11 protein-coding genes are annotated in these 20,361 nt (G+C 37.6%); 3 read left to right on the plus strand and 8 right to left on the minus strand.

What is annotated here, in order from left to right:
- Positions 1–4: 4 nt before the first annotated feature.
- Positions 5–3,040: a SusC/RagA family TonB-linked outer membrane protein gene (locus AC07N0_RS18360; RefSeq protein ID WP_494590394.1), complete on the minus strand. Its 3,036-nt coding sequence runs from the start codon at positions 3,038–3,040 to the stop codon at positions 5–7.
- A gap of 442 nt (positions 3,041–3,482) precedes the next feature.
- Here AC07N0_RS18360 and AC07N0_RS18365 point away from each other — a divergent pair, with 442 nt between their 5' ends.
- From AC07N0_RS18365 to AC07N0_RS18375, 3 genes are all read left to right on the plus strand, one after another.
- Entirely contained in the window at positions 3,483–7,661 is a 4,179-nt protein-coding gene (locus AC07N0_RS18365) for a two-component regulator propeller domain-containing protein (protein WP_494590395.1), read from the plus strand.
- Positions 7,662–7,884: 223 nt separating this feature from the next.
- Positions 7,885–8,880: a glycoside hydrolase family 43 protein gene (locus tag AC07N0_RS18370; RefSeq protein WP_494590396.1), complete on the plus strand. Its 996-nt coding sequence runs from the start codon at positions 7,885–7,887 to the stop codon at positions 8,878–8,880.
- 33 nt (positions 8,881–8,913) lie between these two features.
- The gene (locus AC07N0_RS18375; protein ID WP_494590397.1) at positions 8,914–9,765 is read left to right on the plus strand and encodes a glycoside hydrolase family 16 protein; all 852 of its coding nucleotides are present in this window, start codon (positions 8,914–8,916) and stop codon (positions 9,763–9,765) included.
- 82 nt (positions 9,766–9,847) lie between these two features.
- Here AC07N0_RS18375 and AC07N0_RS18380 read toward each other — a convergent pair whose 3' ends face one another.
- The 7 genes from AC07N0_RS18380 to AC07N0_RS18410 form a co-directional block, all read right to left on the minus strand.
- Positions 9,848–10,897, minus strand: a complete 1,050-nt coding sequence (locus tag AC07N0_RS18380) for a sugar phosphate isomerase/epimerase family protein (protein WP_494590398.1) — start codon at positions 10,895–10,897, stop codon at positions 9,848–9,850.
- Positions 10,898–10,960: 63 nt separating this feature from the next.
- Entirely contained in the window at positions 10,961–13,759 is a 2,799-nt protein-coding gene (locus AC07N0_RS18385) for a DUF7133 domain-containing protein (protein ID WP_494590399.1), read from the minus strand.
- A gap of 253 nt (positions 13,760–14,012) precedes the next feature.
- Complete coding sequence (locus AC07N0_RS18390) at positions 14,013–15,572, minus strand: sialate O-acetylesterase (RefSeq protein WP_494590401.1); 1,560 nt, start codon at positions 15,570–15,572, stop codon at positions 14,013–14,015.
- Positions 15,573–15,602: 30 nt separating this feature from the next.
- Positions 15,603–16,769 (minus strand): sialidase family protein, encoded by a 1,167-nt coding sequence (locus AC07N0_RS18395; RefSeq protein WP_494590402.1) that lies wholly within the window; start codon positions 16,767–16,769, stop codon positions 15,603–15,605.
- 2 nt (positions 16,770–16,771) lie between these two features.
- Complete coding sequence (locus AC07N0_RS18400) at positions 16,772–17,983, minus strand: AGE family epimerase/isomerase (RefSeq protein ID WP_494590403.1); 1,212 nt, start codon at positions 17,981–17,983, stop codon at positions 16,772–16,774.
- Positions 17,970–19,211, minus strand: a complete 1,242-nt coding sequence (locus AC07N0_RS18405) for an MFS transporter (RefSeq protein ID WP_494590404.1) — start codon at positions 19,209–19,211, stop codon at positions 17,970–17,972. Before AC07N0_RS18405 ends, AC07N0_RS18400 begins: the two co-directional genes overlap by 14 nt.
- A complete protein-coding gene (locus AC07N0_RS18410) occupies positions 19,208–20,356 on the minus strand; it encodes a hypothetical protein (protein ID WP_494590405.1) in 1,149 nt (382 codons plus the stop codon). Before AC07N0_RS18410 ends, AC07N0_RS18405 begins: the two co-directional genes overlap by 4 nt.
- Positions 20,357–20,361: the final 5 nt, after the last annotated feature.

The following is a 20,361-nucleotide window of genomic DNA, read 5'->3' on the forward strand; positions in this document are numbered from 1 at the left end:
CAGCCTACAGCTTTAAATTCACCCCAAAATTGATAAGTCGTTGAACAGGATAATTACTTTGGAAACTCTCAGGGTCTATCGTTTTATCATTGTTGAATGTTAACACATTGATAGCATTGGCAAATACACGTATTGAACCAACTTTCAGTTTACCTAGTAGTTTTGCAGGTAAAGTATAGCCTAGCTCAATGTTTTTCAAGCGTACATAGTCTCCAGAACGCATCCAGTATGATGAGGTAGCTTGGTTATAAACATTAGTACCAACCCATACACGTGGAAAAGAAGCATCAGTATTCGTTGGCGTCCAACGATCTAAATGTTTTTCGAACGCTTGTCCAAAACCACCATTTTGAAATGGCCATGTTGAGCTCCATGTTGTGTTACCTTGTAAGTAGATATTTCTGTTGACTACACCTTGGAACAATGCAGAAAAATCAAATCCTTTCCAGTGGAATCCAAGATTAGCACCAAAAGGAATCATTGGACTTTGAGTACCAATAGCAGCTTGGTCTAATTGATTAATAACGCCATCACCATTCAAGTCTTTGTATTTAATATCACCAGCTTGTGGCGTATAACCAATCATACTTGGTGAGCTAGTAGCTTCAGCAGTGCTTTGGAATAAACCGTCTGCTACATAACCAAAACCTTGTCCGACACGTTGACCAGTACGTCGCATCCATGGGAAAGGCTGATTTACTTCATCAATATATAATACTTTTGATGATTGAACACCAGCATTCACGCTTGCATAAACACTAACATTTTTAATGCTTTTTTGCCATGAAAGTTGAACATCTACACCTGAGTATTGATTTTGTCCGATATTTTCAGTCGGGTAAGTATTTCCCAAAATTTCAGTATTATGACCACGTTGCATCAACAAATCGTAATATTTCATTCGGTAATATTCAACCGTAAAAGCTAATTGATGGTTGAAAAGAGCCCCTTGAACACCAAGATTCAATTTATTAGCTTTTTCCCACGTAATGTTTGTATTAGCGATAGGCTGTTCGGTAATTGAGGTATTTGAACCAGCACCTGTGCCAAAGAAGGCACTGTTGCTATCAAAGTAACGTTGGATGTACGAGAAGTAACCCGGATTATCATTACCTGTTTTACCATACGACCCAAATATTTTTAGGTATGAAAGCCACTCTTGTGATTTTAAGAAATCTTCTTCGGTAGCATTCCATGCTAAACCAACTGATGGGAAGAAACCATATTTTGTCGTACCTCCATCTGGATAGCGGTTTGAGCCATTCAATCCGAAAGCCATTTCAACAATATACTTTTTCGAATAGTTATAGCTAAATCTTCCTGATGTTCCTGTATAAGTTAAAGGTAAATCAGAGCCTGATACTGAATTCTGACGATTCGCCAACAAGAGTCCAGTAAAACCATGATTGTTGAATGTACGGTCATACCCTAATGTCAATTCCAAATAATCCGAACGTCCTTGATAATCTATACCATTTCCGTTAGACTGGTCGCTGTTTGCACCAAATTGCTGATAACTTGCTTGACCCGACGGAGAAATATTTCTTTGGAAAACAGCAAAGTTTTTACCACGGTAAATGTTCTCAGAAAGCGTAGCATAATACGATCCCGTAGCCCTAACCCATAGTCCTTGTGTTACTTCATCTAAAGTTCTTTTTAGATAGAAGTCTGCTAGCATATCTCTTTTGAAGTTTTGCTGATAGCCCGAACCAACAGTTTGTGCCCAAAGGTTGTTTTGAAATTGCTGATTACCTGCATAAGAATTGTCTGGATTGTATACAGGATATGCATTGTTAGGCGTATTCATAAGCCCCGAAAGGATAGAGTTCGTTCCAACACCCGCATCATTACCATTCAAGATTCTTCCCAATAGATAAATACCACCCGATAACCTAGGGTTCAATTGTAAATCTACATTCGAACGAATAGTATATGATTTAAAATTATTATTAGTATTGTAGGCATTGATATCGCTTTCTTTCAACAAACCAGTTTGGTTGATGTGGTCGAACGATACAAAGTATTTAGAGAAGCTATTTCCCCCAGTTGCACTAAAAGTATAGCGGTCTTGTCTTGATGAAGAATTTAGGACTTGGTCTCTCCAGTTCACATCAGGATACAGGTACTTATCAGAACCACTTAAATAACCTTGTAAAGTTTGTTCTGAATAAATAGGAGCCAAACCATCGTTTTTCAAAGCCTCGTTATACAAACTCGCATAGTTGTACGAATTAAGAGCCTTTGGAAAACGGAGAGGTTGTTGAATAGCCGTTTGAGCAGTAAACGACATTCTGGCGTTGTTAGGATTGCCCTTGCGAGTGGTAATTACCAATGCTCCATCAGAACCACGTACACCCATCATGGCGGTTGATAGGGCATCTTTTAATACAGTAATTGATTCGATTTCCTCAATATCAAAAACTGTAAGTTGGCGAGGGATACCATCAATAATTACCAGAGGACCTTGGTTTCTTAGCGAAATACCTGTTCCATCGCTTCCGGGTTGACCAGTAAACTGATTTGTAAAAGTTCCTGCAAGTCTACCAGGCAAAGCACTCAATACCGAGGTTACTGCTGATTTCTGCAAGTCACTGTTGAATACAGCTTGAGAAGAAGTAGCCGTTAAATCATTTTGTATGCTAGTATTGAACAGCCTACGAAGAGGTTTTGAACGAAGCACTGCTGGATTTTTAGTACTTAGAATAATCAAAGGTGAAAGTTTATCACCAACGATATAATCTTGAACCTTAATACCCGAAGCAAAAATTTCTAGCTTATCACCCTTCTTTGCATTAATAGTTGCCAAACCGCCTGCATCAGTGCTTGCTTTCAAACCATTGGTTTTATTGCTAATACTAATGTTCGCAAGAGGCTCTTCATTTTCATCAATTACAACGGGCGAAAATAATCCAACATCAGTCGTTTTGTTTTCAGTCGACTGGGCAATCATAAACAAAGCGTTAAACACGAATGTTGCCGTTAGAGCAATCCTACAGAAAGGATACCAATAAAGACAGCGCTTACGTAAAAATTTTATCATAGTTTTGTTTTTTTGAATTTTGGCAATCGTTTTTAATAATGCACATAGTAAAAAAGGTAATGAAGTTTTAACTACATTTTATCAAATATTAAATTTGAATAATGCAAAACTAATTAATAGAATTAAGCTAATAGGGTGCTTTTTTCGTATAAAAAGGGGGTGAAAATCACACCTAAAGATTGTTGAGGGGCTATTTCTTTAATTTAAAGAAATAAAACAGGTTAGTTTTTAAATATGCACCACAACGCACAGATAAGCCAATTATATCATCTGCAATTGGCAATAGGCATACGGATAAATAATTTCGGGCTGATTTGATAAAAACCTTTTGTTATTCCCTTTTGTATGACAAACTTTGTTGTAGTTGTATTAAGAAGGTATTTGGGCATTATACTTAATCATGCCATACCTTTTTTAATATTGTTGAATTAAATACTTATTTATGAAGTGGCATTTAAAATATATTTTTCTAGTAACCATCATCATACCAAGCCTTTGCTTGGCACAATCTAATACTGCTAAATTTCGATTTGAACACCTTACTGTAAATGACGGATTACCGCATAGTGATGCTATGTTTGTAGTTCAAGATAAATCAGGATTTATATGGACGGGTACTAATAATGGTATCAGTCGTTACGACGGTTATGAACTCAAGAAATACGATATGCCCGTGAATCCAGATAATGGATTACCTAGCAATCGTATCCATACTTTGCATGTAGATGAGAGGGGACGGTTGTGGATTGGAGCCGAAAGTGCAGGCGTAAATTTGTTAGATGTAAAACATGATAAAGTAATTAATGTAACACAACAAGCCAACCCTGCGATTAATCAGGATTTGATAAAACAGCTTAGAGTAACCAATGTTGTTTCAATTGCTTCGGATTCATTAGGGCGAATTTGGGTGGGTACAAGTAGGAATGGGATATTTGTTCTTAAAGTAAATGCCGACAATCAACTGGAAAGTGTACAACACATTGTGCTTAATCGAAAAATAGCGTATAAGGTAGCGAGTATTGTTTGTGATAAAGAAGGTTTCGTTTGGATTGCTACCCGTGCCGAAGGACTTTGGTATGTGTCACCTAAAAGTTCGACAGTTCGACGAGCAGCCTTAGAGGGAAATTATATCAGAACAATACATGTTGATTTTCATGGGAATTTGTGGGTAGCAACGTATAATCAACTTTTGTGGATTAGCAAAGCCAAGCGACTAATAGCCAAAAAGCCCGAAATCGAGATGGAGAACCTGTCAGAAATTGAATGTATTTACCTTGATTCCTTCAATCAACTTTGGGTAGGTACGAATTATGGGCTACACTTTTGGACACCCAAAACACCAAACATTGCTAAGGCTTTACCAATTGACGTCAATAAATCTACTATCTTTTTACCTTTAGATGGTGACCCAAACAGTATTAATTCGGGAAGGATTCACCAAGTTTTTGAAGATAATAATCAGAGCATTTGGCTGGCAGCCTCTGCTGGTGGACTGAACAGGGTGAATTTGCGTAGAAAACCGTTTTATAATTTACAGCGCCAGTTCTCCCAACATCCTACTCTGCCTAATAATTATATCAACTGTATTCATAAAGATGTTATCAAAAACTGGCTTTGGATAGGAACTCGTAACGGATTTTCGAAGTATGATTTTAATACAAGGACTTACCAGAACTTTTTGAGTAGAGACCTCCCTGCTGATGCTACAGGTGTTGATGTTTCTGCTTTTTATCAAAACAACGACGGTACTTTGTGGGCTGGTACAAGGTATTTAGGGTTAATAAAACTTAATGGAGGTAAGTCTGAACGGTTTATACAAATAGATAAAGATTTAACCCTTTATAATACCAGTATAGAAAGCATCATTGAAGACCGATTCGGCACCATTTGGCTAGCTACTTTTGAACTAGGGCTACTTCGTTTAAACAAGGATGGTAAATTATTAGAACGTTTCTGGGGAGATAAGAATCCGTTAAAAACTAGCTCATTTACTTTTTTGATGTACGATAAAAGTAAAGATGTTTTATGGGCAAGTACACGAGATATAGGGTTGTTGAAAATTCAAGTGAAACAAGAAGGTATTAGTTTATTAAAACACTTTAGCTATGACCGTAATAATAAAAATAGCCTAAGTGGCAATTATGCATGGCCCACGCTGAAAGATAAATTTGGAAATGTATGGGTAGGAACCATTGGCGCAGGCTTAAACAAAATTTCGACAAATGCCCAAGGAGAAGACATTGTACAAAGAATAAACTTGCCATATCCTAATATAGAAAGTTTACAGGATGATGCTGAGGGAAACTTGTGGATTGGTGGTGACGGACTATTACGCTATAATCCATTAAAAGGGCAGTCGCTACATTATGATGTAGCAGATGGCTTGCAGAGTAATTCTTTTAAAGTAGGAGCCGCCACCAGAGATGCCGAGGGTATATTGTATTTTGGAGGGATTAGGGGACTAACTTATTTTAATCCTAAAGAGATTCGTCCTAATAAGAATCCTTCGGTAGTACGGTTAACGAATTTTCGGATATATAATAAACCCGTACAAGTAGGCGAAGAAATAAATGGAAGAGTAGTGCTTGAAAAGCCTTTGGAACAAACCCAAAGTATTACAGTAAAAGACCGAGAAAATGATTTCTCGATTGGATTTGTTGGACTGAATTACAATAATCCACAAAAAAATATTTATGCATATAGATTAAAAGGTTATAATAAAAACTGGGTTTATACCACTGCTAATCAGCGAACAGCAAGTTTTTCTAACCTTTCGGCGGGAGACTATGTGTTGGAAATAAAAGCCTATAATGGTGAAGGACAATGGTCTAAAAGCCCTGCCATTTTGAAAATAATGGTATTACCCCCTTGGTATAAAACGTGGTGGGCATATACGTTATATAGTCTTTTAATAATATCAGCTTTCATCGTCTATCGTAAGGCTAGTTTAGCAAGACAAGCCTTGAAAAATGCGATTGCTTTGGAAAAATTTAAGGCTGAAAAAGAGAAAGAAATTACAGACTTAAAACTAAGCTTTTTTACGAATGTATCACATGAGTTACGTACTCCTCTTACCCTGATTTTAGGACCTATGGAAGAATTAGTATCGGTAGAATCTAAAATGAAGGATAAAGTCGTACTGATGCATCAACAAACTCGGAAACTATTAGAACTGGTAAATCAATTATTAGAATTCAGGAAAGTAGAATCAGGGCACGTTTCTTTGCGTGCTACCCAAGGAAATATCTTGCATTTTATTCAAGAAATATTCTTGATTTTTAAATTAAAAGCGGATGAATGCTATTTTGATTATGCCATCAGTATGCCCAAAGAGCCAATCAATATGTATTTTGACTGGAGTAAATTAGAAATCATCCTGACCAATCTACTCTCGAATTCCTTTAAATACACGCCTGAAGGTGGTAAAATAAGAATACAAGTATCTGTAATAGGCTCACCAGATGAGGTGGCGGTATTTAATCAGAAAAAGCTGAAGGATAATTATTTAGAAATTAGAGTTCAAGATTGGGGTATGGGGATGAAGACCGATGAAGTTGATAAAATATTTGACCCATATTTTCAGGCATCGCATACAGAAACCATGAAAATCATGGGAACTGGGATCGGTTTATCCCTAGTGAAACAATTTGTTGAAGCACATTCAGGAGAGATTTGTGTGCAAAGCCAAGTAGGAGAGGGAACAACCTTTCAGTTAAAACTACCTTTTGGGAAAGCACATTTAGCGATACATGAAATTCAAAATGAAGTATTAGAGCCTCAAAAGGTTACGGTAAATACTACTCTCGCCGAGGTAGAGCGTACAGAAGCAGAAAAAGTACCGATAAAAATCCCAAATACTACCCGAATATTAATAGTAGAGGACAATGAAGAACTTCGTTTGTATTTACAACAGCTCTGCGAAATAAATTATGAGGTTTTTACAGCAATAGATGGTTTAGATGGTTGGGAAAAAACCTTACAATTATTACCCGACCTAGTAATTAGTGATGTAATGATGCCAAGGAGTGATGGGTTAGAATTATGTCGGAAAATTAAACAACATCCTAAAACTAGTCATATTCCAGTGATGCTCTTAACGGCAAGGGTGGCGGCAGTACATGAATTAGAAGGACTTGAGACTGGTGCAGATGAATACATGGCCAAGCCCTTTAATCCATTGATTTTTACGGCTAAAATTGTAACGATGCTTCAAAGTAGGTTACAATTGAGAGAGTATTATCAACGAAAATTGTTGTTAGAACCCACACAAGTAGATATTCCAGATGAAACCAAACAGCTTTTAGAGAAAGCAATGGCAATTATCGAGAATAATCTGAGTGATTCGGATTTTAATGTACAGATATTGGTAAGAGAGATGGGAATGAGTCAATCTGCCTTTTATCGACAAATTAAGGCTATCACGGGGCAATCAGTAGTAGAATTTATCCGAGATATTCGTCTGAAACGTGCAGCTCAACTCCTTGGTTCAGGTAATTTGCGTGTTTCAGAGGTGGCTATGATGGTAGGAATAGAAGATATTAAGTACTTCCGTAAAATGTTCCAAGGAATTTATAATATGCCTCCTTCTGAGTACGCCAAACAACACCGCAGTAATAGTTAGTACAATATAGCTTAGTTCATTTGTAACATGAAAGAATGCCCAGTTGAACGGGTAAATTTTTCATCTCAAAAAATGAACTAAGCTACAATATATCCATATAAGGCTATACCTAAATATTCTCCCTCCTTTTTGACGAAAATCCCCCCTTATAATACTTCAATCTCTTCATAGTTTTGTACAATGCTAGTTATTTAAAAGGGAACAATTTATCCAATTATAAGCAATGAGAATTTCTGCAAATGTATTGTTGTTGGCAGTGGCTATATTAATAGGCTGTCAGACACAAAAAACGAGTGTTAGTACTAAGGAAAACGCATTTAAACCAGGAAGTATCTGGAATGATAGCAATGGCGAAGTAATTAATGCACATGGTGGCGGACTTTTATACGTCAACAAAACATACTATTGGTATGGAGAAAAAAGAGGAACGACGGCATCTGAAGGAGTAGGCGTATATTCATCTAAGGATTTGTATAACTGGAAAAATGAGGGAGTAGCCTTGGCAAAATCTGATGACCCTGCCAGCGAAATTGCAGTTGGTGGTTTGATAGAACGCCCGAAGGTAATATACAATGCCAAAACCAAAAAATATGTAATGTGGTTTCACTTAGAATTGCCTAAAAAGGGCTATAGTGCTGCCAGAGCAGGTGTAGCAATAAGTGATAAACCAACAGGCCCTTTTGTATATTTAAAAAGCTTTCGCCCGAATGGACACATGTCACGAGATATGACATTGTATGTGGATGACGATGGCACAGCTTATCATATTTATTCTGCCCGTGAGAACTACGACTTACGCATTACTAAATTGACGAATGATTATCTTTCGGCTACTACCGAAGATACACTTTTGTTCAGCAATCACCGTGAAGCGCCAGCAGTCTTTAAAAAAGATGGTACTTATTATTTAATTACGAGTGGTTGCACAGGTTGGGCACCTAATAAAGCCAGCTTGCACATTTCAAAATCGTTATTTGGTCCTTGGAAATTAATAGAAGACCCTATGAATGGGCCTTTGGCAGAAAAAACATTTAATGGGCAGTCAACGTATATTCTACCTGTTGTAGGGAAAAAAGACTCCTTTATTTTTATGGCTGACAAATGGAATCCTAAAGACTTAAAAGACAGCAGATATCTTTGGTTACCAATACAGTTTAAAGAAGGAAAACCATTGATTTCGTGGCAAGATACTTGGAAATTAGACAGCTTTAACCAATAATAATAAATGAATTTTATACCTCAAATCTGTAATATGATGAAGAATTTGTTTGTATTAATAATAGCATTATTATTTGTTTTTGATACAGTAGCCCAAGATATAACTATTCAAAAAAAATGGACGAAGGATGGTTATAAACTAGCTTGGTCGGATGAATTTGATAAAAATGGAGAACCCAATTCAGCTAATTGGTCTTATGAAAAAGGATTTGTTCGAAATCATGAATTGCAATGGTATCAGCCACAAAATGCAACTTGTGAAAATGGGTATTTGGTCATAGAGGCTAAAAGAGAGCAAAAGCCTAATCCTAATTATGTAGAAGGCAGTAAGGATTGGAGAAAAAACCGACCAATGATTGACTTTTCTTCTAGCTGTATGATTACCGCTGGCAAGAAAACATGGCAATATGGACGTTTTGAAATGCGCGCTCGAATTGATATTAGTCAGGGAATATGGCCTGCTTGGTGGACTTTGGGAGTAGAGAAAGACTGGCCAGCTAATGGAGAAATAGACATCATGGAGTTTTATCGAGGTAGATTACTTGCCAATATCGCATGTTTGTCTGCGAACAAACGAACCGAATGGCATAGTAATACTTTCTCTGTTGACTCGCTAGGAGGAACCAATTGGGCTGCACAATTCCATGTATGGCGTATGGACTGGGAAAAAGATTTTATTGCTTTATACGTTGACGACCAATTATTGAATAAAGTATTGATGAAAGATTTAGTCAATAAAGATGGCACAGGCTTTAATCCTTTTCAGCAACCACACTATATGTTATTAGATTTAGCAATTGGTGGTGATAATGGAGGAGACCCTTATAAAACTACTTTCCCAAGTCGTTTTGAAGTAGATTATGTAAGAGTATACCAAAAAGAATAGTAAGAAAAGAGAATAGTTATTCCTTCAATGCGCATTTTCATTGAAGGAATAACTATTTTTATGATTCCTCAAAAGACGAGCATTAGCTCAAAGATTTTCTACAGTATTCAACACATTTTTTTACTTCAGCGACAGAAGAAGAACCTTCAGGTATTTGATATTCTAATTCTACTGTAGCAGGAAAGGAGTATTTCTGATTTTTCATCAGCGTTAATACTTCTGTAATAGGAGTATCGCCCTGTCCCCATACTACATTTCCTTTACCATGTGCAGGTGTTTGGCGATCTTTGATGTGCATACTAACAATTTTATCATGTTTGAGTTTGATAAAATCTAAAGGATTCTGATTACCTGCCGCCACAAAATGTCCTAAATCTATATTTAAAGCATTTGCAGGCGACTGTGCTAGAGCAGTATCCCAAAAAGTTGGTGTTTGTTGTTCATGACCATGATAGCCTACCTTGATACCATATTTTTGGGCAATGGTTCCTAGTTTAAGTGTATGCGCATCATTACTTGGATGTTCAAGCGTCACTTGATTCGCTCCAAGTGCCTTGGCTGCTTTCATGCCATATTCAATATCAGCATCTGAGTTTTGCATGCCAAATGCATTAGGTTTAAAAGCATAAATTTTTACGCCTGCATCATTATACATCTTACGGACTTTCTCAAATTTATCCATAGATGCGGTAAGGCGCCATTTACTTACTTCTGCATTATAGGCTTTTGTTTGCGCATCTATTTCTGCTAGTTTGTTTTGTTCATCTTCCGTTAGTTCTTTTTTCTCGCTTCTTTTTCTCATTAATGGAAAGGCCGAACGGAAATCAACAGGATTTTTAGGTTTCCCTGCAAATGTCTCTGCTGGGTCGCCCATTAATTCAATGGCACTTACACCCGAATCTAATACATATTGCAAGGTCGCTTCAGCACTTTGGTCAGGCATATCTCTGAATGAATACGTAATTACACCAATCTGTACGCCATTAATCAATGAATTAGGTTTGTTCAAATGCTTAATAATGGCTGGCATTCCCCAAAGTTTATTGCCTCCTAATACTGCGCTTCCAATAATTACAGAGGTTGCACCTAAAAAATGGCGACGAGTTACTGATAAATTATTTTCTTTTTTCATGTTATTAAGTAGTCAAATACCAATAAATATGTTAGTTGATTATTACATTCAAAACTGTATTACCTATTGCCCATATACTTTTAATTGTCTCATAGACCAAGGAATTTCATCTCCATCTTTCGCGATGCTAGTGTTTAGTTTCAGGCGTAAAAATTTAGTCTTATTAGTATTCAACGGAATAATATTTTCGCCCTCATTCCCTTTCATTACTGGGATATTTTCTTGCCAATTTGTTCCATCCGTAGATGTTTCAATGGTATATTCTCTTGGATAAATTTGAATATAAGGTGGTATCGTATTAGGCTTATATTGCCAACCTTTTTTGATATTTGGTGGAGCATTAAATCTTAATTCTGTTACATTAGTAACTGTAGGAAATTCAATTTGATACCACATTCCTTTTTCTTGAGTCATACCCGTCGACCAACCCTCGTAAGTGAAGGCACTTAGTGGCGAAATGTTTCCGCCAATGCGTGTAGATGCGGTATGGCTTGCCGTTATTTTTAGGCCATCTTGAGGCAAAATTTCTTTAGGAATTTGTTTAAGTACTTTCTCAAATTGATACAATGTTTTTTGTCCTGCTGTTTTTGCTCTTATCAGGGCAACTTGCTGTGGACTAACGACGGAGGCATCATTTGATAATCCATTTCTGATGTACGAAACTACATCTGCTACCCATTCATCAGATTGGTCTTTCATACTTGCCATCACGCCAGCAGTATACGTTTTCCCCTCAATCGAACCTTCCATTCCATGCAATATTACCCTGATGGCATATTCTGGATGTGACTGAATTCGTAATGAACCTGCTAAGGCTGGGGCCATTAATTTGCCTGATCCTGCTGGTGTCCCCATTCCATTATTGCCATGACATTGCGAGCATAATTCATTGTAAATCACAGACCCTCTAGCCACTACTTCTTGATGTTCTTTACTGAGGCTTGATGCACCAAAAGGGCCTGTATTGGTAGATTTAGGTGGTGATATAATCTGCTTTCCTACTAACTTCACCCCTTCGGCTTTATTTTTTTCCATCGCCAATTTTATGACATTGTCTAAATCTGGCAATTTCAATACTTTAGCCGTCATCATTGCTTGTATTACTACATCAGTATTTGGGTCGCTTAAGCTAGTAACATAAGCTGCTTCCAGACTTTTATCTCCTGCTTTATAGAGCGATTCACTAGCACGTAATGCTTGAATCCGAATCCGAGGTGAGGGGTCTTTCAAGAGTTTTTGAACTACACTTGTTTTTAAAGCCCCCAATCCTTCTAATGTCCATAAGGCATGAATTCTTGCCAGTACATTTTTATGGGTAAGTGCCATTGTATTTAAAGCAGGCACTACAGAAAGGTCTTTTTTTAATACTAATAATTGTTGAGCAGCATCTCGTCGCCAGCCGTTGGGGTGTTCCAAATGTTTTACTAATAAGGCTGATGCTTCGTTCAACATTTTAGGTTGGTTCTTATCTCGCTCTTTACCGTCATAAGTAATTCGCCAAATTCTGCCTAAGCCTATTACTTTGTCTAATTGGTATTGTTCGATTTTTGTTCTTAAATAAGAACCTCTTTGAGTCCACTGCCCTTCTTGAATAATGCCATGATACATATCTACAATGTACATCGTACCGTCGGGAGCGGTTGCCATATCAACAGGTCTGAAGAGTGGGTCTGTAGAACGAATAAATTCAGATTTTTGCTCTTGATACACATTATGTAACGTAGTGAGTCCCTCAGTAACTACTGGATTGATTTGTCTTACTATTCTTGCCACAGGCTCGCCATAAAAATATTGTCCTTTGATATTTTCTGGAAGTCGGTCGCCACGGAAAATATCATTACCCGCCGAACCTGTTACCCTGTTCAATGAGCCATCGGGTTGTCTGATTTCGTCCATTCCTCCTTGCATATCAGCTACTTTTACGGCGGCACCCCAAGGCACATCAAAACCTTTGGCAAATTCATTCGGTACTTCAAAATTACCATAATGAATAGGAAATTGAAAATAGGAAGGCAAGCCACTTGCCCCGCCTTGAAACCACAATTTCCCATCGTCATCTTGCGTAACACCCCATTGAGCTCTATTAAAACCAGTTTTTTCTCTAATGACACCATTAGGCGTTTCTCTTACACGAAAAGCATTGACCGTACTATACAACCAATTATCCATCCCATAATACATAAAAGCTTGTTGATGTTCTACATTGCCCGAACGACCATATTTAGTAGTGAAAAGTTCTTTTTTATCCGCCTTCCCGTCGCCGTTTGTATCTGTATATTTATAGACGTTGTCTGCATCAGACTCCATCGTCAAGATACAATCTTTTCCATACGGCAATACAAAACGGGGAAAAATTAAATGGTCAATAAAAGTAGTTCCACTTTCATAGATGCCGTCGTTGTTTTTATCTTCCCATCTCGAAATCCTGCTAGTAGGTTCTAATTCATTTTTAGAGTCTGCATCCAACATATACGACCGTAATTCTAATACATACATTCTACCATTGCCATCAAAGGCAATTGCCCCCGGTTGTTGAATGGCAGGTTCTGTAAGAATAGGTTGAATATGGTAGCCTGGGGGCAAAAGAAAACGGGCTGCTTCATCTGTTGGTGAAAGAGGCTGTACAGGTTGCTTTGGTTCTAAATCAATGCCCTTCCAGTTTTCATCGTTTGGGTCAACACCATCAGGAATTTTTACTTTTGGTAGACTATCTGCTGGAAAGATGGGATAAAGATGAGCGAGGTATCGTGCCTGTTCAGGTTTAGCAATGATAAAAGAACACAAGGCTAATGCTAGAAAAACAAGCACTAAACTAACCTTAGTCTTTGATTTAGAAGGAAATTGTCGGAAATGTTTTTTCATTTTTTGCAGTAAAAATTGGATTAAATAAACATTTCTCAAATGTACTTACTTTGAAACTAATTATGTAAACAAAAACGACAACTACCTTACAAGACCAGACAACGACGGTATTTGAGCAATAGATAGTATTGAGGAAGGAGCATCTATTTTCAAATAATTAGTTGGTATTTCTTAAAATAATAAGCAGTGATAAAACAAAACAGTAGCAACAAAATTGTTACTACTGTCTGAAATTCAATCAAAAATATTTTATCTAAAAATTACCATCCAATTCTATTTTGAAAGGAGCAAGGGGTAAATCTACCTCATTAACAATATTGCAGGATGGGTTAGGCTTCCAAGCATATTTTATTTGAATAGCCTGTATATACGTTGGTAATGTTATGACTATTTCTGTAGGAAGTATTGTTACCTTATCATCTATATCAACAATCGTTTCTTGTGTTGCTCCAAGGTTATAACCCTGCAAAACAAATCCTTTCGGCGCTTGCCCATCGCTCGTTTTTAGGTTATTGGCATGGCTAAAATAAAGATGAACGATATTGCCTTTTTGTTCAAAGCGTGTTAGGATTGGTCCTGTATAGACTATACGTTGATGATACGTTTTTGCCAAAGCTAATAATGATAAGCGTTGACCCACAACTTGTTTTTGAGTGGGATGAACATCCAATGAATCTCCTGTATCAATCATAACAGCTATTCCTGAATTTTTTATACTTTCACTCAATCTCATTTGACTTTCTCTGAATTCTGGCCACCGACTGCGGTTAGCAATAGCAGGTAATTGAACAGTGTAAATAGGCAAATCTGCTTGTTGCCAAGCTGTACGCCAATTTTTAGCCAAGGTTTCAAATAAAACGTCATGAATGGCAGGATGAGTTGCATTAGATTCACCCTGATACCAAATCACACCTTTGATGGCAAAAGGTACCAAAGGTTGAATACCCTTTTTATACAAAAATGAAGGAGCAAATGGATGTAAAAAAGTACGGGCTGTGTTGCTATCATTCAACGTTTTTTGCAGATTTTCTTTGCTTCGTTCCAATACCCACGGATGAATTTCTTTGGCTGTTTCAAACCATTTTAAGCCATTTTTTGACCCAATAAATTGTTGTAACTGTGGGTGTGATGCCAAACTGACCGAGTCGATAAATGCTTGCGTGGTAGTACCGCCAACAGCATTACAAATTAAGCCAATCGGTACATTCAGTTTTTGATGAAGCGCTTTGCCAAAGTAATAAGCCACCGCTGAAAACTTGGATGCGCTTGACGGCGTGCAAACTTGCCAAGTTGTTGGTTCATAAAAAGTTCCCTTCTGTAATGCATCAAGCAGGCTATCACTAAATACTACATTTGCTAAAGGACGCGCTTTGCTTTGTGCGACCATGCTGAACAACCTGATTTGATTAAAATTAGCATTGGGTATTTCTTCCTTGGCATTGCTAGATTGCTCAAGTCGCCATTCCATGTTTGATTGTCCTGAGCAAAGCCAAACTTCACCTACTAATATATTCTTTAATAGGATAGTAGTATGTTTATCGCTAACCTTTAAGGTATACGGACCACCCGCTTTTACAGACGGTAGTCGCAGTTTCCATTGTCCATTATTATCTGAATAAGTTCTTTTGGTAATATCATTGAAGCTAACTTCTACTTTACAGTTTTTGCAAGAATTTCCCCAAACGGGTAGCTCCATGTTTTGTTGTAAAACCATGTTATCTGTAAAAATAATAGGTAATTGTAATTGTGCTATTGAAGTATGACACAAACAACAAATGACAAAAGAGAGAAGGATAATGAAACGTTTTTTCATGTAAAAAATGAGCAGGTTAATCCAGTTGATTTATTTCCATTTTACCGTAGTAAAAACTATTTGGGTATATCCATTTTTTTCATATAACACACCTATTTCGTTACGCTTTGTCTGAACAATATCAGAATAGGCTGTATAATCATGATTATCTTTATCATCACTTTTGTCTATTAGTTTAGTAATAGCCCACGTTTGTCCATCATCAAAACTGATTTTTAATGTTAGGTTATTACGCTTCTGCGTATCAGCAGCATTACAGAACGCCAGAATATGTTTTCCCTTTTTCTTTCCAATTGTCAAAATACTTCCTTCACACACGGGGTCGGGAAGGTTAGCATCATAAAATGTTTTATCCCAACTTTGACCGCCATCATTGCTTATCGCTACAATCCTTTGTCTGATATCTCCTTTTTGATTACGGGCATTCAACATCAACCTATCTCCTGAAACGGCCGTAGCAGTAGCTTCATTTCCACCTGCTATTTCAATCGTCTGGCTTAATTTAAAAGATTGTCCGTGGTCATCTGTATAAAATCCATGCGCGAAATAATCCGCAAATTGTTTCTGTGGATTTCCTTGCGAGTGATTGGCAGCTACGTAAATTCTGCCTTTATATTTTCCTGCAATAAACTGTGTGGCATGTCCTGGCGTATTGGCATAAGAACGCCAATCTTCCTTAAAATTATAAGCAGGATTAGTAGTAGGTTGGTTGGGTTTGTGCACTTGCAAGGTAATATTCACGCCTTCACTCCAAGTAAATCCGCCGTCTGTTGATGTTTTGTACCATACTTCTCTCAGTCCTTTCCCTTTTCTTACTTCGCCTTCATGATTGTTGCCAGTATTGTAAAAAAGAAAAATTCTACCCTTAGGAAAAGCTGGGTCTGAATCATCAAAAACAGGTGCTGGGTTCCCTGCTTGTAGGGTATCATAGTTGACAATGGTAGATAGGCTACTCCAAGTTTTACCATTATCTGCACTACGTTTCATCACAATGTTAATATCACCAAAGTCGCCACTTCCTTGTAGTCTACCTTCGGCAAAGGCTAATATATCACCTTTGGGAAGCTTGATAATGGCAGGGATGCGATACGATTTGTGCCCTTCATTCCCCGAAACGAATACAGGTATTTGTTGAGCATGGGTATAAGATTGACCTAGTAAAATAAGGCACAGGAATAATAATATGTTTTGTTTCATGGTTATTCTTCTTTTAAATAATCAGCTAAAATTTTATAGCAATACCATTCTTGTCTAGGTAAATGAAAAGGTCCTTTAAAAAGATTGCCTTTAGCGGTTTGAGCCACACTGCCATCTCGGTGCAAATATCCAAACCATTCTCCATGTTCAGTATCGTGAAAATGTGAATAGGCATATTCATGCACCATCTGGTGCCACTGCGCATATTTTTCATTGCCTGTCATCAAATAGGCTAATAGCGTGGCGATGATTACCTCGTTGTGTGGCCACCAGAATTTCATGTCTTGCCAATATTCCTGCACGGGTTTTTCATAAACATCCCTATAATAAAGAATACCGCCATGTTCTTTATCCCATCCTCTTTCCCACATATAGTCTAGCATTTTACAGCCTAGTGCAATCAGATGTGGGTCGTTATTACGATATTTGGCTTCGTGTAAAATAAACCAAGCACCTTCCATGGCATGCCCCGGATTAAGGGTTCGGCCATCAATATGGTTGATGATACTGCCGTCTGGTGCAACACTTTCCATGACACAACGAATATCGTCTTTTACAAAATCTTTCTCTATTTCGTCAATCCATCGACTAATCCATTCATCACAACGGTCGTCGCCAATCGTTTCTCTTAATTGTTGAGCCGTGTTAATCATAATCATCGGCACACCAATTCCTTTAGAAGGGCGAACGGCTGTGAATTTAGCAGGCAATAATGATGGATTGGTAGCATACTCTATACATTTGCCAAAAAGAAATCTAGCTTGTTTAGCCGCCTGTTGGTCACCAGTGGCTTTAGCATAAGCAGCATTGGCAATGGTGGCGAATGTCTCAGAAAAAAAATACCTTCTTTTACGAATAGGTTGTCCGTCTCTAGTTACATGAAAAAACATTTGCCCATCAGTATCAAAGCAATGTTTATTCAAGAAATCGATTCCACTTTTAGCACCTTCTATCCACAATGGATGATGCTCAAAAGTATTGTTCAGCGTTGATAACATCCATGCCGCTCTACCCTGAATCCAGACTGCTTTATCATCATCAATTAAATTTCCTTGCTGATCTCTCATTAATAAATAACCTCCATATTCAGTATCTATACTTCTGGGAAACCAAAAAGGGATGGTATTATTGAGCAATTGGTTTTTATAAAAATCTCTTAACTCACCCAGTTTTTGGTTTGAATAGCGCATCGTTGTCTGATTAAACTGTGTCATTAAAATCATTGTGTTTGGGTTTGATAAAGCCAATAAAAAGGGCAACAGCAATGAATACAAAGCCTGCTAAAATGGCTAAATCATATCCTAAATTGCCTTTATCAGTAGATTTTCCTAATAAATTAGTAATAAATGCTCCTGCAAAAACGCCCGACATATTCATAAGACCATAGGCGGTGCCTCGATGTTTGGTGGAGACGAATTGACAAAGAATGGGCATGTTGTTGGCATCGAACATGCCATAACCTAACCCAAAACAAAGGGCGGCGCCTATTAAATGTATAAGACTATGCCCAAAGCCAAGTAATAACAATGCAGGAACGGTGAGTACTAAGCCAATGGTACTAATATATATACGTCCCCTAATGTTATGCTGAACCCATTTGTCCGATAAGATTCCCCCCATTATTACGCCTAATAATGATGAGGCTGCTAACGTAATTGTCGATAATGGCCCTGCTTTTGACATTTCGATATGAAGATTTTGGGCAAATAGTGTTGGCAACCAGTTTTTGATACCCCAACCAGACAGGCTTGGGATAGTAAAATAAAAAAGGAGCATCCAGAAAGAAGCATTAGAAAATAATACCCCTAAATCTTTTGTCAAGGACGTTTTGGACGGAGTAGGCGTAATACTTTGAGATGGCTCAACGACTATTTTCTTTTCTTTCAAGAATAGTAAAAGCACTATAGCATACACAATACCTATCATACCGAATGAATGAAAAGTTTGTTGCCATGAAAAATAATTAGCTACAGTTGCACCAAAACCACCCAAGGCTTGCCCTGTATAAAGCCCTGTCATGTGTATACCTATTGCTAAAGACCTTGTTTGAGAAGAATGGTAATCGGCAATCAAAGAAAGTCCCGCAGGAATATACAATGCTTCGCTGACGCCCATCAAGGCACGTAACCAAAAGAGTTGATTGAACGAGGTGGTATAACCCATCAGGAAAGTAACCGCTGACCACACAAAAAGGCTTCCTACGATAATCCATTTCCTATTAATTCGGTCTGCAATAATGCCTGCTAGCGGACTCATCAAGCCATATATCCATAAAAATACAGCCATTAAATAACCAAAATTTGTAGCTGTTTGTAGTTCTGGAATAGATACCTGCATACTCGCTTTCATCGTTGAAAGCATTTGTCTGTCTAAATAATTCAGCAAGGCTACTCCCCAAAGCAAGGCTACTACCAACCATTTGTATGTTTTTGATGCATTCATGGGTTTGTCATGTTAAATTTTCCAATCAGGATATTGGCTGTGCGAATGCCTGCTTTTATCTCTCCGCAAGGTATGAATATATTGCCGTCCCATACCATGGCGGTGGTTGTGACGGCTGTAGTTGCATCAATCGGATTGAGCGTTGTCCATTTATTAGCTGAAATATTATAGGCAAGCACATTTTTACTAAAACCAGGATGTTGGTGTTGAAGCTGGTTTTTTTGTTGTATGAGCTCCTCTTTTTTCTCCTCATTTTTTTCTACTTGTATTTGACTAAGGAGGGTTTCTACTTGATGAAAAGTAGTGCCTCTATCTCCTCCAAACATCAGTAAAAAATTAGGAGACAATACTTGCCCAGTACCAGCGGATAAAGCATAAGGCAAACTGCTTTTAACTGTCCAAGTATTATTGAGGAGATTGAAAGCAAAAACAGTATTATAAAGATTACTAATGCCATTATCATTTCGTTTCCGTCCTCCTACTAAAAAAAGCTGTTCTTTGTTATTCAACAAAACAGCATGTGATACAGCTTGTGGGAGCTGAGATATTATTCGCCATCCTACCTGAGGATTATCGATATCCAATACCATCAATTGTTTAGAAACACCATTAGCTATTTCGCCCCCTGCTACATAAACAAAGCGATTATTGACGATTGTGCCAGTGGCATTGGTTAGTAATATTGGTAAACTTGGTAGCGAAACAAATTGTATATCCTGTTGAAAATCATTCCATTGGATATAAAAAACGCTATTGCTCAATCCTTTTTCGTTTTCACCTCCAATGCAAAGAATGCCATTAGATGTGCTTACCGAAACGGCATAGGCTATATTTTGGGGTAGCTTAAAAGTATGATTATGCCAAAGGTATTTACCCTGACCATCCTTTTTCAAGACATATATATCATCAAAATATTTTTTCTTTCCACCTTCCCAAGGAAGCCCATCTTCAAAATTTGAACCTCCAGCAACAATTAGCACATCCCTGTGATATCCAGCTACTGGTCCTGCCAATCCCATTTGTTTACTATGACCCTCGGCCACGGGAAGGTGACTAACCACAGACCAATCTATATTTTTGATTGACTGGCTGTGAGCAATACTATTTAAGGTTAAAAAAGATAATGACATTAATAGCTGTTTCATGAATG

It is taken from the genome of Arcicella sp. GW821-FHT09D11 (assembly GCF_059416265.1).

Coding starts and splice junctions, on each gene's coding strand:
- AC07N0_RS18360 (WP_494590394.1), bottom strand. CDS start 3,040: ATGATAAAATTTTTACGTAAGCGCTGTCTTTATTGGTATCCTTTCTGT.
- AC07N0_RS18365 (WP_494590395.1), top strand. CDS start 3,483: ATGAAGTGGCATTTAAAATATATTTTTCTAGTAACCATCATCATACCA.
- AC07N0_RS18370 (WP_494590396.1), top strand. CDS start 7,885: ATGAGAATTTCTGCAAATGTATTGTTGTTGGCAGTGGCTATATTAATA.
- AC07N0_RS18375 (WP_494590397.1), top strand. CDS start 8,914: ATGATGAAGAATTTGTTTGTATTAATAATAGCATTATTATTTGTTTTT.
- AC07N0_RS18380 (WP_494590398.1), bottom strand. CDS start 10,897: ATGAAAAAAGAAAATAATTTATCAGTAACTCGTCGCCATTTTTTAGGT.
- AC07N0_RS18385 (WP_494590399.1), bottom strand. CDS start 13,759: ATGAAAAAACATTTCCGACAATTTCCTTCTAAATCAAAGACTAAGGTT.
- AC07N0_RS18390 (WP_494590401.1), bottom strand. CDS start 15,572: ATGAAAAAACGTTTCATTATCCTTCTCTCTTTTGTCATTTGTTGTTTG.
- AC07N0_RS18395 (WP_494590402.1), bottom strand. CDS start 16,769: ATGAAACAAAACATATTATTATTCCTGTGCCTTATTTTACTAGGTCAA.
- AC07N0_RS18400 (WP_494590403.1), bottom strand. CDS start 17,983: ATGACACAGTTTAATCAGACAACGATGCGCTATTCAAACCAAAAACTG.
- AC07N0_RS18405 (WP_494590404.1), bottom strand. CDS start 19,211: ATGAATGCATCAAAAACATACAAATGGTTGGTAGTAGCCTTGCTTTGG.
- AC07N0_RS18410 (WP_494590405.1), bottom strand. CDS start 20,356: ATGAAACAGCTATTAATGTCATTATCTTTTTTAACCTTAAATAGTATT.